The sequence below is a fragment of the Demequina sediminis genome (assembly GCF_039545075.1).
Taxonomy (GTDB): Bacteria; Actinomycetota; Actinomycetes; order Actinomycetales; family Demequinaceae; genus Demequina; species Demequina sediminis.
The window spans coordinates 216,069-233,859 of sequence record NZ_BAABRR010000003.1 but is presented as its reverse complement, the minus strand read 5'-3'; the positions used below and the strand labels follow the sequence as shown (position 1 = coordinate 233,859).

Annotated in this window: 15 protein-coding genes; 9 read left to right on the top strand and 6 right to left on the bottom strand. The window is 70.3% G+C overall.

What is annotated here, in order from left to right; translation table 11 throughout:
* Positions 1-207: 207 nt before the first annotated feature.
* Positions 208-768: a PadR family transcriptional regulator gene (locus tag ABEA62_RS04460; RefSeq protein ID WP_425557966.1), complete on the top strand. Its 561-nt coding sequence runs from the start codon at positions 208-210 to the stop codon at positions 766-768.
* A 38-nt stretch (positions 769-806) separates the two neighbouring features.
* Positions 807-2,486 (top strand): ABC1 kinase family protein, encoded by a 1,680-nt coding sequence (locus ABEA62_RS04455; RefSeq protein WP_345378774.1) that lies wholly within the window; start codon positions 807-809, stop codon positions 2,484-2,486.
* A gap of 22 nt (positions 2,487-2,508) precedes the next feature.
* Here ABEA62_RS04455 and ABEA62_RS04450 read toward each other — a convergent pair whose 3' ends face one another.
* Complete coding sequence (locus tag ABEA62_RS04450) at positions 2,509-4,971, bottom strand: flippase-like domain-containing protein (RefSeq protein ID WP_345378772.1); 2,463 nt, start codon at positions 4,969-4,971, stop codon at positions 2,509-2,511.
* A 52-nt stretch (positions 4,972-5,023) separates the two neighbouring features.
* A complete protein-coding gene (locus tag ABEA62_RS04445; protein WP_286216755.1) occupies positions 5,024-5,806 on the bottom strand; it encodes a CPBP family intramembrane glutamic endopeptidase in 783 nt (260 codons plus the stop codon).
* Positions 5,807-5,865: 59 nt separating this feature from the next.
* Here ABEA62_RS04445 and ABEA62_RS04440 point away from each other — a divergent pair, with 59 nt between their 5' ends.
* Positions 5,866-6,576 (top strand): MOSC domain-containing protein, encoded by a 711-nt coding sequence (locus tag ABEA62_RS04440; RefSeq protein ID WP_286214533.1) that lies wholly within the window; start codon positions 5,866-5,868, stop codon positions 6,574-6,576.
* Positions 6,577-6,792: 216 nt separating this feature from the next.
* On the opposite strand, the gene purB is transcribed toward ABEA62_RS04440, so the two are convergent.
* Positions 6,793-8,199, bottom strand: coding sequence for an adenylosuccinate lyase (purB, locus tag ABEA62_RS04435; RefSeq protein ID WP_286214534.1), 1,407 nt, complete (start codon positions 8,197-8,199; stop codon positions 6,793-6,795).
* Positions 8,200-8,308: 109 nt separating this feature from the next.
* Between purB and ABEA62_RS04430 the strand changes: the two genes are divergently transcribed.
* Positions 8,309-8,548: a hypothetical protein gene (locus tag ABEA62_RS04430; RefSeq protein WP_286214535.1), complete on the top strand. Its 240-nt coding sequence runs from the start codon at positions 8,309-8,311 to the stop codon at positions 8,546-8,548.
* A complete protein-coding gene (locus ABEA62_RS04425) occupies positions 8,545-9,882 on the top strand; it encodes a lipase family protein (protein ID WP_286214536.1) in 1,338 nt (445 codons plus the stop codon). The genes ABEA62_RS04430 and ABEA62_RS04425 overlap by 4 nt, the downstream gene beginning before the upstream one ends.
* Positions 9,883-9,909: 27 nt before the next feature.
* On the opposite strand, the gene ABEA62_RS04420 is transcribed toward ABEA62_RS04425, so the two are convergent.
* Positions 9,910-10,299, bottom strand: a complete 390-nt coding sequence (locus ABEA62_RS04420; RefSeq protein ID WP_286214537.1) for a phage holin family protein — start codon at positions 10,297-10,299, stop codon at positions 9,910-9,912.
* Between the two features lie 37 nt (positions 10,300-10,336).
* Here ABEA62_RS04420 and ABEA62_RS04415 point away from each other — a divergent pair, with 37 nt between their 5' ends.
* Complete coding sequence (locus ABEA62_RS04415; protein WP_286214539.1) at positions 10,337-11,467, top strand: histidinol-phosphate transaminase; 1,131 nt, start codon at positions 10,337-10,339, stop codon at positions 11,465-11,467.
* Between the two features lie 20 nt (positions 11,468-11,487).
* Here the strand turns inward: ABEA62_RS04415 and ABEA62_RS04410 are convergent, their stop codons facing one another.
* Positions 11,488-12,453 (bottom strand): glycosyltransferase, encoded by a 966-nt coding sequence (locus ABEA62_RS04410; protein WP_286214540.1) that lies wholly within the window; start codon positions 12,451-12,453, stop codon positions 11,488-11,490.
* Between the two features lie 134 nt (positions 12,454-12,587).
* Here ABEA62_RS04410 and ABEA62_RS04405 point away from each other — a divergent pair, with 134 nt between their 5' ends.
* From ABEA62_RS04405 to ABEA62_RS04395, 3 genes are read left to right on the top strand one after another with little or no spacing between them, the layout of a single operon-like run.
* Positions 12,588-13,169 carry a hypothetical protein gene (locus ABEA62_RS04405; RefSeq protein WP_286214541.1) on the top strand — a complete coding sequence of 194 codons (582 nt, stop codon included), beginning with the start codon at positions 12,588-12,590 and terminating at the stop codon, positions 13,167-13,169.
* On the top strand, positions 13,166-14,911 hold the full coding sequence (locus tag ABEA62_RS04400; protein ID WP_286214542.1) for an LGFP repeat-containing protein: 1,746 nt from the start codon (positions 13,166-13,168) through the stop codon (positions 14,909-14,911). Before ABEA62_RS04405 ends, ABEA62_RS04400 begins: the two co-directional genes overlap by 4 nt.
* 35 nt (positions 14,912-14,946) lie before the next feature.
* On the top strand, positions 14,947-15,918 hold the full coding sequence (locus ABEA62_RS04395; protein WP_286214543.1) for a glycosyltransferase family 2 protein: 972 nt from the start codon (positions 14,947-14,949) through the stop codon (positions 15,916-15,918).
* Positions 15,919-15,936: 18 nt separating this feature from the next.
* Here the strand turns inward: ABEA62_RS04395 and ABEA62_RS04390 are convergent, their stop codons facing one another.
* Positions 15,937-17,775, bottom strand: a complete 1,839-nt coding sequence (locus ABEA62_RS04390) for a hypothetical protein (protein WP_286214544.1) — start codon at positions 17,773-17,775, stop codon at positions 15,937-15,939.
* Between the last annotated feature and the right edge of the window lie 16 nt (positions 17,776-17,791).

Genomic DNA, 17,791 nt, shown 5'->3' with positions numbered 1-17,791 from the left:
TTTTGTGTAGTGGGTTGGTGGGGGGTTTTTTGTTTAAGGTTAGGGTGGGTGTGACGGGATTTGGTTTGGGGGGGGGGAGGGGCCCGCCCCGCGCCGGGCCCCCCCGCTTCTGCGCGCGCCGCTGCCCCCTCTTGCGCCACCGCCCCTCGGCGTGTGACGATAGCGATGTATCGTTCAGTATCGTTCGCGATACATCCGAAGGAGGTCATCATGGGTGAGTTTCGTACCGGAGGGCACGGCGGCCGTGGCTTTGGCACGCTGCCGTCGGCCGACGAGATGTGGGAGGCGATGGACCAGCTGCGCTCGGGCTTCGAGAAGCGCGTCGGGTCGCGCATGGGGCGCGGTGACGTGAGGGCCGCGGTCCTGTCTCTCCTCTCCGAGCAGCCGATGCACGGCTACCAGGTGATTCGCGAGATCGAGTCCCGCACGGGCGGGCGCTGGAAGCCCAGCGCCGGGTCGATCTACCCGACGCTGCAGCTGCTGGCCGACGAGGGCCTGGTGGTCGCGGAGACCGCTCAGGACCGCAAGATCTACTCGCTCACCGAGGACGGCCGCGCCGAGGCCGCGAAGTCCGCGGCTCACGTGCCGTGGTCGGACACCGCGACCCACGAGGGAACGGGCCGTGGAGCGCTGCCCAAGGCGGGCATCGACCTCGCGCAGGCCGTGTCTCAGGTCGCGCGCACCGGCACCGCGGAGCAGCAGGCGAAGGCCGTCGAGGTGCTGGACGCCGCGCGACGTAGCATGTACTCGATCCTCGCTCAGGAGTGACGCCAGTCGATCAGGTCCGGCGGGGGCAAGGAGGATCGATGCCCGACGTCGCCCACGGTCGCGCCCGCTACCGCCGCATCCTGCGTTTTGCCGCCTGGCACCTCGCGGTGACGTGGTGGTACGAGATCGTGCTGCCGAGCATCGGCCTGTCGCGCATCGCGGAGCGCACGCGCAACGGACGGATGAAGACCTTCGCGCGCCGCTTCCGCCACCTCGCCGTGGACCTGGGCGGGCTGATGATCAAGCTCGGCCAGTTCATGTCCTCGCGACTCGACGTGCTGCCGCCGGAGATCACCAAGGAGCTCGAGGACCTGCAGGACGAGGTCCCGCCCGTGCCCTTCGATGCGATCCGCGCGCTCGCGGAGGCCGAGCTGGGCGTGCCGCTCGAGCAGGTCTACGCGTCGATCGATGAGGTCCCTGTGGCCGCCGCGTCGCTGGGCCAGGCATACCGGGCGCGCCTGGGAGAGCACGACTCCGCCGAGGCCGGCTTTGCGGACGTGGTGGTCAAGGTGCAGCGCCCGGGGATCCGCGACATCGTGGACGTCGACCTCGCCGCGCTGCGGAAGGTGGGCGGGTGGCTGAGCCGCGTGCGGCTCGTCAATCGCCGCGTCGACATGCCCGCCCTGGTCGAGGAGTTCGCGCAGACCAGCCTCGAGGAGATCGACTATCTCCACGAGGGGGTCAACTCCGAGCGCTTCGCGGCCAACTTCGCCGACGAGCCGCGCGTGCGAGTCCCCGCCGTGGTGTGGGAGCGCACCACGCGGCAGGTGCTCACGCTTGAGGACGTCACCGCGATCAAGATCACGGATCACGCGGGCCTTCGCGAGGCCGGCATCGACCCCGCCGACGTCGCGAACGCCTTCGCCGCGGTCATGTTCGATCAGCTCTTCCTCCACGGCTTCTTCCATGCTGACCCCCACCCGGGCAACCTCTTTGTCACCCCGGGCGAGGCCGGCATCGGCGCCCCGGACTGGACCCTCACCTTCATCGACTTCGGGATGATGGGAGAGGTCCCCTCCCAGCTGCGCGGCACTTTGCGTTCGCTGGTGATCGCGGCGGCGACGCGGGACGGTCGCGGCATGGTGGGCGCGATGCGCGAGGCGGGCGTTCTCCTGCCCTCGGCGGACACGGTCGAGCTTGAGCGGGTGATGACCCAGGTCTTCGCGCGCTTTGGCGGGATGGGTTTCGCGGAGCTGCGCGAGGTCGACCCGCGCGAGTTCCGCGACTTCGCGCTCGAGTTCAGCGACGTGATGCTGACGCTGCCGTTCCAGCTCCCCGAGAACTTCCTGCTCATCATGCGTGCGGTGTCGCTGACCTCGGGCGTGTGCAGCGCGCTGGACCCGGCGTACAACCTGTGGGATTCGGTCGAGCCCTACGCGCAGAAGCTGTTGCGCAGCGAGGGCGGCAATCTCATGGGCGACGTCGCGCGCGAGGCGGTCGAGGTCGCCCAGATCGCGTGGCGCCTGCCCAAGCGGCTCGACGGAGTGCTCGATCGCGTCGAGGACGGCAGTCTCGCGGTGACGTCGCCACGCGTCGAGGCGGCGATCGCGCGCGTGGATCGGACGGGCAGGCGGCTGGTGGCCGCGGTCCTGTTCGCCGGCTTGCTCATCGCGGGCGCGGTTCTGCGGGGGGACGATGCCGGGCTGGGCAACGTGCTCATGGTCGCCTCCGCGGTGCCCGGGTTGCTCGCGGTGCTGGGGGGGCGGCGGATCGGGTAGGTGGGTTGGCGGGGGCAGTTGCCTACAACTCCCCGGTCCGCTCCAGGTACTTCATAGCCACGTAGCCCAGCGGAATCCGCAGCCAGTACGTCAGCAGGCGGTACACGAGCACGACGGACAGCGCGAGCGCATAGGGCAGCCCGGCACCCGTGAGGCCGGTCGTGAGCGCGAGCTCCACGGCGCCCAAACCACCCGGAGTCGGCACGGCGGCACCCACCGCGTTGCCCACGAAGAACAGCACCGCGAGGTCGATCAGCGGCAGTTCGCGCCCGAAGGCCGACAGCGACGCGTGGAAGGCTCCCACGAATCCGATCGTCAGCAGCAGGTTGCCGCCCAGCCCCAGCGCGAGGCGCCACGGCTGCCCGATCACCTGGGTGAGGCGCGGCCAGGTCTGGCGGATCGTGGGCATGATGCGCCGCTTCGCCCACGCGCGTAGGCGCGGCACGGACAGCGCGGCGGCCGCGACCAGAGCCACCACCGCGAGACCGATCAGCACGGACGTGCTCGGCAGCGCCGCGAGCACTCCCTGCGAGCCCGAGCCGAGCGTGAGCACCACGAGTCCCACGATGGTCACGACCACGGAACTCACCTGCACCAGGGCGACGGTCGCGACCGCGAGCGGCGTCTGCACCTTGCGCTTGGTGAGCAGGCGCAGGTTGAGCGCCGCGGGACCCACGCCGGCGGGCACCGCGACCGAGATGTACGCGGCCGCCACCTGCGTGAGCAGCACGCGCGAGAACGGGATGCGAACCGGGCTGAACGCCGCCAGCGCGAGCGCCGCGCCCACGAACGTAAGCAGCGCCCAACCGAATCCCACGAGCAGCCACCACGGATTCGCCTGCTGGACCGCCTCGAGGAATTGCTGCGTGTTGAACTTCACGGCCACAAACCCGACCGCGAAGATGCCCAGGCCCAGCGTCGCGATGGTGCGCCACCCGAAGCGCGTGATGTTCTCGCTCGAGACCTCGGCGTCCGGCGACCGCTCGAGGATCTGCTCGCGCACCGCCTCGAGCACCTTGGGGTGCTCGCTCGCCTTGAGTGCGGCGCGGGTTCCGGCCGGGAGGACGATGCCCTGGAGGAGTGGGGCGGCCTGCTCCACCTGGGAGGGGCCCAGGCTGCGGAACGCGGACTCGACGGCGCGCTCGGGGCCCACCTTCGCGGCGGTGAGCGCGAGCACCTGGGCGACGTCGATCCGCTGCGCGAGCACGCTCGTGGCCACCTCGCCCATCTCCCACGAGGTCAGCCAGATCGTCGGCTCGTCGAGCGGAGAGTCCACGCCCACGAGGACGGTGTCCGCGTCGAGGCGACGGTGCGAGATTCCCGCGCGGTGCGCGCGGCCGACCTCGGCCCACACCGCGTCCAAGAGGTCGTCGCCGACCTCGTCGTCCGGGACATCGGCGAAGGGTCGCGCGGCGGGAGGGCGTTGATAGACCAGCAGCATCGTGTCGCGGATCTGACCCATCCCGAGCACCCGGCTGGTGCGCACCCCGGCGACCCGCGCCGCGTGCGACACGAGCGCCGTCGCCTCCGCACTCTGGCGCAGCGAGACGTCGGCGCGCGTGTCGATCCCGCGCAGCCGCAGCGAGGTCCACAGCCTCGAGGCGAATCCTGCCGCCTGCTGGTCGCCGTCGAGAGCGACCACCAACAGGTGGTGCTGCTGCACGGTGGTGAGCGCGTACACGCGGCCCTCGCGGGTGCGCGCGAGCGCCGCGGTGACCGCGTCGAGCTCGGGCTGCGTGGTCAGGTGGCTCATGTCCGCGCGCACCAGCGTGCGCGGCTCGAAGCCCGCGCGGCGCAGGCCCTCGACCAGCGCCTCGCCATACGCGCGGTCGGCGGTGGACCCCACCCAGTAGCGCAGCGAGAGCCCCGCGATCCGTCCCAGCAGGACGGTGAGCAACGCCGCGGGGATCGTGACCACGCCAAAGATGACCGCGATCGCCAAGGCGAACCACAGGACGTTCCAGGACACCGAGAGCGAGCGGCGCGTCGACCGCCGACCCGCGGCGGTGAGCAGAGCGGCGATGGCCGCGACGTACGCGGGCAGCTGCAGCGTCTCCCACCCGCGCGGCGTGAGGCTGTCCTGGAGCTCGGGCGTGCCCCACTCGAGCAGCACCAGCGCGACGATCAGCGTGAGGATCACCGCGATCATCGCGGCACCGAGCGCCTCGATGATGCGGCGCGGCTCGCGGCGCACCAGCAGGTCGATGATCATGATCGTCGGGATCACCACGGACAGGATCCCCGTGAAGATGTTGACCGGCGCCACGAGTAGTCGCTGCAGCAGCGGCGAGATCGAGGCGATGTCCTGCGTCAGGCCCTCGGTGGTGCCGAGCGCGAACTCCGCGATGAGCAGCACCAGCACGATTCCCAGGCCCGTTGCGAGCAGCGCGATGACGTCGGTGAAGCGACGCACCCTGGTCTCGGGCTCATCGACGATCCGCACGGGGGGCGCGCCGTCGCGCGTCACGGGTGCGTCGGCGGCCATGCGGAGAGTCTACGGGCGAGGCGGGCGTGCGGCCCCAGCGGACGAGCGCCGGTCACGCGACACCCAGCGCGTCGAGCCACTCGGCCGGCACCACCTCGGGCCCGATGAAGGCGACCGCGTCGAGGGTCCAGTGCGCGAGCACCAGCGGCGCTAGCCGCCCGCGCCTCACGAACACCCAGCCGAACACCAGTCCCATCACCACGTTCCCGAGCGCCATCGGCCAGCCCTGGTAGAGGTGATAGGCGCCACGGATGAGCGCCGCGATGATGATCGCCGTCCACGGCGAGCGGCCCAGGTCGCGCAGTCGCGTCACCACGAAGCCCACGACCACGAACTCCTCAAGCACCCCCGCCGCCGCGGCGGACAGCAGCAGGATCGTGGCGGCCCACCACATCTCGGGAAGCCCCGAGGTGTCGATGCGCACGGTCTGACCCAGGGCGCGCGACACGGCGTACAACGCGAGACCCGGTAGCCCAATCATCGCGGCGAGCGCGACGCCCCACCCGGCATCGTTCCACCACGCGCGCGCGGGCCCCACGAGCCCCAGCCGCGCGCGCCACGACGCGCCGTGCTGGCTCAGCAGGTACAGCGCGAGCACCACCGGCATGAGCGAGAAGCCGATCCTCAGGATCTGGATGATCAGGTCGATCACGTCGACCTGGGACTGGCTGGGGTTGAGCGTGGTGGTCTGTCCGCCGATCGGTGTGGGCTGGAGGTAGCGCTCCACGAGTCGCACCGCGGAGTACACCGCGCTCTGACCCAGCGACATCCCCAGGAGGATCCAGAGTTCGGCGCGCATCCGCGGTCGCGTGGGCAGTGCGGCGGCGGTCTCCATGGTCACGCCACTCTAACGACCCTTCCCGCGCCCCCGGTTCCCGCCCCTACCCTGGCGTCATGCGCATCGTCTCCCTCCGCCGCTATCCCGTGAAGGCCATGGGCGGTGAGCCGCTCGACCGCGCCGCCGTCGACGCGCGCGGCCTCACGGGCGACCGCGCGTTCGGGGTGGTCGACGCGGAGGGCTGGCTCGCGGCCGGCAAGCGCACGCGCCGCTTCCGCCGCCACGACGAGGTCTTCGGGTACGCGGCGAGCACGGTGGACGATGCCGTGGTGGTCTCGCGCGACGGCCTCGCCTGGCGCGTGGGCGACGCGGCGTTGGACGCCGACCTCAGCGCGGCGATGGGAGAGCCGATGCGCGTGCTCGCTGAGCGCGACAGCGAGCACTCGTTCTACGACGCGAGCCCCGTGTCGCTCGTGGGCACCGCGACGCTCGACTGGTGCCGCGCGGAGCTGGGCGTCGACGCGGACCCCCGGCGCCTGCGCGTCAACGTCGTGGTCGAGACCGAGGAGCCCTTCGTCGAGGAGGGCTGGATCGGGAGCGAGGTGGTGCTGGGTGCGGTGGACGACGTGGGTGGCGTACGACTGCGGGTCACCGCGCGCAACGAGCGCTGCCGCGTGATCGACCTTGCTCAGGATGGCGTCGAGGAGACCGCGCGCTGGCTCAAGCCGCTCGGCGAGCGCCGCGATGCGTGCATCGCCGTGTACGCGCATGTGGTGGCGCCGGGAGAGCTGCGCGTGGGCGATCCGGTCCGCGTCGACCCGCTGTAGTCGCGGCTCCGTGCTCGCGGCTCCGCCACACGGATTCGCGGCTCCGCCACACGCGGCTCGGCGTGTCGCCGGCGTGTCGGGGGCTGAGGCCCCCGATTGGGTGCGAAGAGAGCGCTGCTGTGTGGCGGAGCCGCGAAAGTGTTCGGTGGCGGAGCCGCGAAAGTGTTCGGTGGCGGAGCCGCGAGAGTGCTCGGTGGTGAAGGTGACCGGGGCGACTCAGCCCAGGAAGCGGTCCACCAGCTCCTCCGCGAGCCCCACGTAGCCGCCCGGCGTGAGGGCGCTCAGCCGCGCCGCCGTCTCAGACGGCAGCGGCAACCCGTCCACAAAGGACTGAATGGCCGCGGCATCAATGGACTGCCCGCGCGTGAGCTCCTTGAGCCGCTCGTAGGGGTTCTCCATCCCGGGCACGCCGGCGATCGCCGCGGCGCGCATCGCGGACTGGATCGGCTCCGCGAGGACCTCCCACGACGCGTCGAGGTCGGCCGCGAGCGCGGCCTCGTTGACGGACAGGGTCGTGAGCCCGCGGCGCACGTTGTCGATCGCGAGCAGCGAGTGACCGAACGCGAGCCCGATGTTGCGCTGCGAGCTCGAGTCCGTGAGGTCGCGCTGGAGTCGCGACGTCACCAGGGTCGCGCCGAGCGTGTCGAACAGCGCCGCCGAGATCTCGAGGTTCGCCTCCGCATTCTCGAAGCGGATGGGGTTGATCTTGTGAGGCATCGCGCTCGACCCGATCGAGCCCTTGGCCGCGGCCTGCGCGAAGTAGCCCAGCGACACGTACGTCCACACGTCGGTCGCGAGGTTGTGCAGGATGCGTCCGAACCGCGCGACGTCGGCGTAGAGCTCCGCCTGCCAGTCGTGGCTCTCGATCTGGGTCGTCAGCGGGTTCCACGTGAGGCCCAGGCCCTCGACGAAGGTGCGCGACACCTCGATCCAGTCGGTGCCGGGCACGGCCGCGGTGTGCGCGCCGAACGTGCCGGTCGCGCCGTTGATCTTGCCCAGGTACTCCTGCGCCTCGACGCGGCGCACCTGACGGCCCAGGCGGTGAGCGAGCACCGCGAACTCCTTGCCCAGCGTCGTGGGGGTCGCGGTCTGGCCGTGCGTGCGCGAGAGCATCGGGATGGCCTTCGCGGCGCGCGCGAGGTCCGCTACGTCCGCCACGAGCGACCGGGCCGCGGGCAGCCACACGTCCTCGACCGCTCCCTTGACCATGAGTGCGTAGGAGAGGTTGTTGATGTCCTCCGAGGTGCACGCGAAGTGCACGAGCTCGCTCAGCGGCTCGAGGGAGGTCCCCTCGATGCGGCGCTTGATGTAGTACTCGACCGCCTTGACGTCGTGGACCGTGACCTTCTCGATCTCGGCGTGCTCGGCGATGCCCGCCGCGTCGAATCCCGCGGGGATGCCACGCAACAGCGCGGTCTCGTCGGCGGTGAGCGGGCGCACACCCGGCACGGCACCGGTCTCGCACAGGTGGATGAACCACTCGACCTCGACGTGCAGGCGCATGCGGTTGAGCGCGGGCTCGGACAGGTGGTCGACCAGCGGCGCCACGGCGCCTCGGTAGCGGCCGTCGAGGGGGCCGAGCGCGATCGCGGGCTCGAGGGAGGCGAGTGTCGTCCAGTTCACGCGCACATTCTTCCACGGCCGTTATCCCCAGGCCGCGGGACGATGCCCGCCCTCCCCAGGCGCCGCCCCTCGCCCTCGCGCGTCGCGGCCCCGCGCCTAGCGTCGACGCATGGAGCACGTCACGGCGCTGATCGAGCAGGCGAGCGAGTCCCTGCGTGTCGCGCAGGCTCGGCTCACGGCGGCGCGTCGCGCGGACTGGACCGGGCTTGCTGCCGAGGGCTACCGCGCTGGCCTGGCGGAGTGCGCCGCGCGCGTCGCGACGCTCGAGCGGGAGGCGGAGTCGCTCGCCCATCTCGCGAGGGCGACTCCCGCGCGGGTGCCCGGCGGGGAAGGCTGGCCTCCCCGGTGACCGAGGACTACGCCTGGTCGCACGGCGGCCGGGGCGGCACGACCGCGGTGCTCGAGGACCTCGATCGCGCCACGGGAGTGCTGTCAGCCGCCGCCGCGGAGGTGGACCAGGCGGCGCGGGCGCTCGCGGTCGCCGCTCACGTGGCGGCATGGCAGTCCGAGACCGCACCCCTCGCGGGTGACCTCGCACGCGACGCCGCTGGCACCGCGACCGAGGCGGACCGCCTGCGGCAGCTGTCGACCGCGCTGCGCGTCGCCGCCGCGGCCTACCTCACCGCCGAGTGCACCGCGCGCGACGGTCTTGCGTGGACCACGCGAGTGGGAGAGGCGGCGGCGGACTACGTCGGTACCGTTACGTGGGCCCACCGCGTGGCGAACGGAGTTGCCCAGGCAGTCGGTCCGGCGGGGTTGGGCATGATCGTGATGGGGCGCAATCCGCTCGACCTGGTGACCGGACAAGGGACCCCGCCGGTGTCCGCATGGGTCAATCGCGACTCCGCAGAGGCCGCCACGCGGGCCGTGGGTGAGCGCTTCGACGCCGTCGCGCGCACCCTCGCGGCGGCCCTGGCGGAGGCCGAGGCGACCGAGGAGCGCTTCGCGGTGGCACGCATCACCGGGCGGTGGGAGGGCGAGTCTCCCGAGGGCGTCGCGGATCTCATCGCGCGGCTGTCGTGGCTTAATGCGCAGGGCGGCGGCACGGTCGCGATCGAGACCGTCGAGACCGCGCAGGGTCGGCGCCACCTGGTCTACGTTCCGGGCACGCAGGACTGGGGCGTCACGGATCCGAACCCCGCCGACCTCCAGGCCAACCTCGCCTCCATCACGGGCGACGCCTCCGACGCGGCGCGCTCCGTGGCGAGCGCGATGCACTCTCACGGGATCGCGCCGGACGAGCCCGTCCTCATCGCCGGGCACAGCCAGGGCGGCATGATCGCGGTGGTGGCCGCGACCGCGCTCGCGGACCGGTACGCGATCACCCACGTGGTGACCGCGGGTGCGCCCACGGGGCGCCTCACGCTGCCGCGCACGGTCGAGGCCCTTCACCTCGAGAACACGCGCGATCCGGTCCCCGGCCTCGATGCGCGCGCGAACCCGGACGTGCCCCACCGCGTCACCGTCTCGCAGGACCGCAGGCGCGCCCAGGGACCCGGACGCCCCGACGGCTCGCGGACCCTCGCACAGTCTCACGGGCTCCCGGGCTACGCGGCAACGGCGCGCACGGTGGACCGAGGGCTGAGCGCCTCGACGCGCGCATGGGTGGGCGGCGCGAGCGGATTCCTCGAGGGAGGGCCCACGCAAGTGACCACCTACCGCCCGCTGACGGTCCCCAAGTAGGGGAGGGACACGGAGGCTCGGGCGGCGCTAGTCGCGGCGCGCGCCCGGCACCACGGCGGACAGGATCGCGGTGATGATGCTGATGATGAGCGCCGCGAGGAGCGTGATCCAGAAGCCGCCAATCGTGAGCTCCGCCCAGGGCACGAGCGTGGTGAGCCAGGCGCTCAGCCACAGCATGAACCAGCTCACGACCAGCGAGAACAGGCCCAGCGTGAGGATCTTGAAGGGCAGCGCGAGGAGGTCGATCACCGGCTTGACCAGGAAGTTGGCGGCGGTGATGACCGCGCCGATGAGCAGGAACACCCCGATCCTGGTCCACGTGTCGGTCTCGCCGCCGTCGACCACCACGTCGAGCGGGAGCAGCGTGACGATCCAGACCGCGACGGCGGTGATGGCGGAGACGATGACGAAGCGCATGGCCGTCATTGTTCCACGGGGTGCCATGCTGGTGCCCATGCCAAGCGAGCCGTCGGGCCAGACCCCTCCAGCATCGTCCCTGCCAGGGCCCTCCCTGCCCACTCCGCTGCCCGCGATCGCCGCCCTGCCGGCGTACGTGCCCGGCGCGCGGGGCGACGCGGCGGTGCCGCCCATCAAACTGTCCTCGAATGAGAGCCCCGACGGTCCCTTGCCCTCGGTGACCGCCGCGCTCGCGGACGCGGGCGGACTGATCCACCGCTATCCGGACATGGCGGCCTCGGAACTCACGGCGCGCATCGCCGCGCACATAGGGCGCGAGCCCGCGCACGTGGTCGCGGGCGCGGGATCCGTCGCGGTGCTCGCACACCTGCTGCAGGCCTACGCGGGCGAGGGCGACGAGGTCCTGTTCGCGTGGCGCAGCTTCGAGGCCTATCCGATCCTCACGCGGATCGCGGGCGCGACTCCCGTGACGGTGCCGCTGACGGCGGATGCGCGTCACGATGTCGAGGCGATGGCCGCCGCGGTCACGGACCGCACGCGCGTCGCGATGCTGTGCTCGCCCAACAACCCCACCGGGCCCGCGCTGACCACGGCGGAGTTCGAGGCGTTCATGGCCGCGGTCCCCACGCGCGTGCTGGTCATCCTCGACGAGGCCTACCTTGAGTACGTCACCGACCCGGACGTGGTCGATGGACCCGCGGCGCTCGACCGCCACCCCAACCTGGTGCTGCTGCGCACGTTCTCGAAGGCGTACGGCCTCGCGAGCCTGCGCGTGGGCTACGCGGTGGGTCCCGAGGCCCTGATCGCTCCCGTGCGTGCGTGCGTGACGCCGTTCTCGGTGTCCGGGCCGGCGCAGTCGGCCGCGATCGCCTCGCTCGAGGCCGGCGACGAGCTCGTGGAGCGGGCGCACACCGTGGTCGCCGAGCGCGAGCGCGTGCTCGCCGCGCTGCGCGCGGACGGGTGGAGCATTCCCGACTCGCAGGGCAACTTCGTGTGGCTCGCGGTGGGCGAGGACACGGGCGCGCTGGTCGCTCACCTGGGCGGGCAGCAGCCCTCCATTCTGGTGCGCCCGTTCGCGGGCGAGGGCGTGCGGGTCACGGTCGGCTCACCGCGGGAGAACGATGCCCTGCTCGCCGCGCTCGCGCGGTGGCAGGGCCGCACAGGGTAGGAAGCGGTAGGCCGGCCCGCCTACTCGGAGGGGGTGCGCGGAGCCAGCGCGGGCATCGGCTCCCAGGACCGGTCCGCCCAGATCTTGCGCCCGTCGCGCCACCCACGGGTGAGCTCGCCCAGGCCCTTGAGGCCGTGCTCGACCACCACGAGCCGCACGACCTCCTTCGCGTAGGTGAGGCCCGTGCCGAGACCGAAACCGACCCGGTTGAGGCGCCCGTGTTCCGCGAAGTAGCGGCCCACATACGCGCGGTTGCGCATCACGTGGTACTTCGCGAGCGGGCTCGAGTCGTTGAGGTGGCGCACCCCCAGGTTGACCTGGCGCTGCTCGCGCTTCTTCTGCAACACGAACTCGTCGACGTAGACCACCTCGGTCTCGAGGGAGGCGAGCCACGCGTACACGGCGTCGTCCCACGAGATGAAGAAGCGGGGGTCGGGCAGGCCGATCCGCTCGACCACGTCGGCGTGGATGAGCATGCCCTCGAACGTGCCCGAGTTGGTGACCGCGTAGCCCTCGGTGTTGAAGGTCTTCACCGAGTACGGCAGGGGCACGCCCAGGAACTCGTTGAACTTCGCCTGCCAATAGAAGGGAGTGCCGTCGACGTCGTAGCGACGACCGTGAATGACCTGGAAGCGAGCCATCCACGGGGCAAAGAGCTCGAGGGCGTCCGGCAGGATCTCAACGTCGTCGTCCATGAGCCATACCCAGTCGGCGCCCAACTCGAGCGCGACACGGGTGCCTTCGCTGAAGCCGCCCGCGCCGCCCGTGTTGGTCTCGAGCCTCCTGTTGACCACCACGCCGTCGGGAAAGCGAGGCGTCCACTGCGCGATCACGTCCTGCGTGTCGTCGGTGCTCGCGTTGTCCACGATCACGATGCGGTCGGCGGGCGTGGTCATGGCCGCCGCGCTGCGCAGGAGGTCGTCGAGGAGCGCGGATCGGTTGAAGGTGACGATCGCGATGACGACCGTGCCGGCGGGTGGATTCACGCCCACAGGGTAGCCCGCGCGCGGGAACGATGCCGCGGCCGGGTTCCCCGACACGCGTCCGATGGCTCAGGGGAGGGCCCGCGGGATGTTTAGCATGGGTGCCGCCGGTCCGGCACGCATCCCGAGGAGACACCATGACGCCGACCCACCGCCGCCCCCTTCTGGGTGGGGCGCTTGCGGCCGTCGCCGCCATGCTCCTGGCGGCGTGCACGCCGGCCACGGTCGAGCCGTCGCCGAGCGCCTCGGTCACCGTCGAGGGACCGAGCACCACCCCCTCCGTTGCCGTGACCGCGACGCCGCAGCCGTCCGCCACGCCGGAGCCCACCGCGACCGCCGACGTGCCCTCGAATGATCCCGGAGATGGCGTGGGCACCGACGATCCCGTGGTCGCGCCCACCCCCACGGGTGGGTCGAACGTGGCCCGCGTCGACGTGCATCTCACGAGTTGGGGAAGCGACGGCACCTGGTTTGACGCGGCCGCCCTCGTCCAGGGCGTCGTGGTCGACGATGCCCGGTGCGTCATGGTGATGACCAAGGGTGGCGACCGCGTCACGGTCACCGGGTCCGCGAATCGCTCCGCGAGTTCGTCAGCCTGCGCGGAGGGCCTGCGCGTGCGCGTGGCCGACCTCTCCGCCGGCGAGTGGACGTTTAGCATCCGCTACGAGGCGCCCGGTTACGAGGGTGTGTCCGAGTCGCAGAAGGTGAGCCTGCCGTGAGCCTGCGCCGCGTCCTCACGGGCCTGACCGGCCTGTGCCTGGCTGCCGTGGGTGTCGCGGTGCCCGCGGCTTCCGCCACCGCGGCCGTTGACGCCAACGACTTCGACCCCGGCATGATCATCACGGACGCGCTGTTCTACGACTCGAGCGCGATGACGGCTGCCGAGATCCAGACCTTCCTCAATGGGAAGGTGCCGACGTGCGAGCCCTGGCGGGACTCGGATCCCGACGACATCACGTGCTTGAAGGACTATCGCACGAGCTTCGCTGCAAGGGCGGAGGTGAAGACCTCCTCAGGAGCCGTGCTGTGCAAGGCGATCTCCGCGCGGACCAACGTGACCGCCGCGCAGGTGATCGACATCGTGGCGCGCGCGTGCGGGGTCAGCCAGAAGGTGCTGTTGGTGACGCTGCAGAAGGAGCAGGGGCTCGTCACGAATACCTACCCCAGCTCCTTCAGATACCGCAGCGCCATGGGCTATGGCTGCCCGGACACCGCCCCCTGCGACTCCCTCTACTACGGGTTCTCAAATCAGGTGTACAACGCCTCGCTGCAGTTCAAGCGTTACCAGGCGAATCCGTCTGGGTATAACTACCGTGCGGGGCGCGCCAACTCGATCCAGTACCACCCCAACACGGCTTGCGGAAGCTCGAGCGTGACCATCCGCAACCAGGCCACCGCAGGCCTGTATATCTACACGCCGTACCGCCCCAACGGTGCTGCTCTCAACGCGGGGTATGGCACGGGCAACTCGTGTAGCTCGTACGGCAACCGCAACTTCTTCCTCTACTACTCGGACTGGTTCGGCCCCACGACGGGATATCCCGTCCACGCGAACCTGACGTCCGCGTATGAGTCCTACGGCGGCCTCTCTGTGGTCGGCGAGGCGCTCGCGCCGGCAACGTCGGTGTCCGCCAACGGAGGCGGGATCGTCCAGCGTTTCGCGAAGGGCACCATGTACCGGACGTCGTCCGGAATCGTCACGTACCGCGGCAATGGATGGGCGATCTCGACCGCCTATGACGCCGCGGGCGGGCCGTCGGGCGCATGGGGATGGCCCATCACCGATTCGGTGTCCGAGGCCGGGATTCAGGTGGTCGAATTCCAGAAGGTGAGGGTCGCGCTCGTCGGGGGCGAGGTCGTCACGGGTCATCCGTTCGCGGACGTGTCGGCGCGGACGGCCTCATACGACTACAGCGAGCACGCGGAGGCGATCTTCTGGATGGCGCGCGAGGGTATCTCGCTCGGCTGGGAGGGGGCGCTCGGCGCCGAATATCGTCCGCTCCAGAAGGTGGGTCGCGACGCGATGGCGGCGTTCCTCTACAGGTACGCGGGCGCGACCCACGCCACGCCCGCGACGCCCACCTTCATCGACGTCACCGCGGACTCGTCCGAGTTCTACGTCCCGATCGAGTGGCTCGCCGCGAACGGGCTTGCACAGGGCTGGGAGACGCCGGCGGGCCCCGAGTACAGGCCGCTGCGCTCGATCGGTCGCGACGCGATGGCCGCGTTCCTCTACCGGTTCGCCGCTCCCGAGGGCTATGTGCCGCCCGCCACCAGCTACTTCGTCGACGTGACGCCCACGAACTCGGAGTTCTATGCCGAGATCTCGTGGATGTACGAGTCAGGCCTGTCCACCGGCTGGGAGACCTCTCGGGGCCGCGAGTACCGGCCCCTGAACCCCGTCACCCGCGACGCCATGGCATCGTTCCTCTACCGCTTCGACCAGCAATCGTCGTCGTAAGACGCACACGAGCCCCGCTACGTTACGCTTTCTCCGTGAAACTCATCGTTCAGGTTCCGTGTCTCAACGAGGAAGCGACCCTTCCGATCGTCCTCGCGGGCATCCCGAAGGAGATTCCCGGCATCGATGAGATCGAGCTGCTGGTCATCGACGACGGCTCGACGGACCGCACCGGTGAGATCGCCCGTGAGTTTGGTGCGCACGTGCTGCGCCACCCACGTCCGATGGGTCTCGCGCAGTCGTTCCGCGATGGCGTCGACTACGCGTTGTCGCACGGAGCCGACATCGTGGTCAACACCGATGGCGACAACCAGTATCCCCAGGAACGCATCGGCGACCTGGTCGCACCCGTGCTGGCCGGCGAAGCGGACATCGTCATCGGCGACCGACAGACCCACACGATCGAGCACTTCTCGGGCTTCAAGAAGGTCATGCAGAGGTTCGGCTCGTGGGTGGTCAACAAGGCTGCGGGCACCGACCTCCCCGATGCGGCCTCGGGCTTTCGCGCCTACTCGCGTTCCTCGCTCTACGCGCTCAACGTGGTCACCCAGTTCAGCTACTGCATGGAGACCATCATTCAGGCGGGCAACAAGCGTCTCGCGATTTCCTCCGTCGCGATCGACACCAACCCCAAGACGCGCGAGTCGCGACTCTTCAGCAACATGTTTGAGCACATGCTCAAGTCCGGCCAGGCCATCCTGCGCTCCTACATCATGTTCAAGCCGTGGACCATCTTCGCGACGCTTGCCACGGTGTTCGGATTGATCGGGCTTTTCCCGTTCGCCCGCTACGCGGTGCTGCTCGCCGCGGGCGATCAGGGCAACCACTTCCAGTCGCTCATGCTGGGAACGCTGTTGCTGATCGGGGCACTGCTCTCGATCGCACTGGGCGTGCTGTCAGACCTGTCGAAGACCAACAGGATCCTCCAGGAGCAGGCGCTCGAGCGTCTCAAGGAGCAGCAGTACGGGCCGACGGTCCGCACAACGGCGGCAACGCCCCGCGCTTAGCCGGTCGGCCCGCGGCGCCTAGTCGCGGAACGCTCCCTCCGCGGCCAGGGCGTCCTGGATCTCGCCCGGCAGGATCCACACGCCGTAGCCGTAGTTCTCGGAGCCTTCGAGGAGTCGTGCGTCACGCTGCTCCGCCTCGTCGTCCCACCCCATGCACGCCACGACGACCTCTGCGGTGAAATCGTCGGTCGCGGGGTCGACCGCATTGACGTCACGCGGAGAGAACCAGAAGCCGATCCAGTTGAGCGCCTGCGCGCGTTGGAAGCCGGAGACCGAGTCGCATCCGAGAGCGAAGTCGATGGCCACCTCATTGCCCGCGACCGACTCCGCCCGTTCAACCCCGTACTGCAGATTGTCGGGCGTCTCGCGCGCCTGGTCGGGATTGGCGGCCAGCGAGTGCGCCGACATGCCGATCACGAGTGCGGCAGCGAGCGCCCGCGGTCGCCCCCGCAGCACGAGCATGACGACCAGTGAAGCGAGGACGACAATCGAGGCGATCACCCAGAACCGGCCGCCGTTCGTGAGTGTGGGGATATGCGGCAGAGGGAAGGGCTCGCGGGGCAGAAAACGTGTGAATGCCAGCACGCCCGAGGCGTTGACGGGTCCGTCCATGCTGCCCCAGGTGGCGATGGGGCGCGCGGCCCAGTAGACCGTCGCGAGCACGACGGCGGTCGAGGCCGCGATCGCAATGGCGATCACCCTCCCGCTGAGCTTCCGGATGAGAGCGGTGACCGCCACGAGCACGACGAGCGCCACGAAGGGGTCGATGTAGCGCGTGTAGACCCAGGAGTCGAAGCGCGGCCACGTGCCGCGGAAGTGGGCGGCCGGACCCGACCATGCCGCGAAGGACAGCAGGGCGGCCGCGAGCCCCGCGCCAAACACGTAGGCGGATGGGCCGAGGGTGCGCCAGCGCGCAAGGTCCCGAAACGTCCACGCGGTCAGCACGACGCCACCGACAGCGATCAGGCCCAGTGACCCGACGAGCTGCGCCCATGTCTGTGTGAGGGTGACCTGGAGCAGGAGCGACGGGTTCGTCGAGGCAAGTGTGTTCAGCACGAGCTCGTTCTGACGGAACTCCCCGATCAGGACGGCGTCGGTGAGAGTCTTGGCGATCGTCTGGACCGCCAACGCGCCGGGAAGGAGCAGCGCGAGTCCGAGGAGTGCATGTCGCGCACTGCGACGGAGGAAGCCGAGGAGCCAGATCACTAGCACGATCACGAGCAGTAGGGCTCGCGCATGTGTGAGGAAGGCCATCAGGACCGCCGCGACCGTGAGCACCATGCGGCCCCAGCCCGGCTTGTCCCACACCGCGAAGACGGCGACGGCGGCCCACGCGACCCAGAACATGAGCGCGGACTCGCTCAGCACGTAGTCGGCGTTCGCGGTGAGCGCCGGAAGCAGCATCACCACGCCAGCGGCGACAATCGCCTGGGGTGTCGACACTCCCATCCTTCGTGCCAGCAGCGTGAGCGGCACATAGGCGCCGAGTCCGAACGCGATCGCGATCCACAGTGAGGCGGTGTAGACGGTTGGTGCGTGATCGGTGAACCACCACACGGGGGCGATGAAGAAGGAGAACCCGGGGAAGTAGCCGGCACCCGACATCGGTGGCACATCGTTCTGGCCGGCGATGACTCGAGCCATCTGCAACAGGCCGTTCTCGTCCCACGGGGTGCGGGGTGCGACCGCGGAGCGCGACACGACCACGCGCACCACGACCGCCGAGACGATCGACACCACCGCGAGGCCCCACCACCAGCGGCGATGTGTGTCCCCGTGCACGCGCTCCAGCTCGGCGTCTCGTGCGTCGGCGCGCGACAGCGAGAGCGGAGGAAGCGAGACGGGCTCGGAGATCATGGGTACTCCAGTGCAG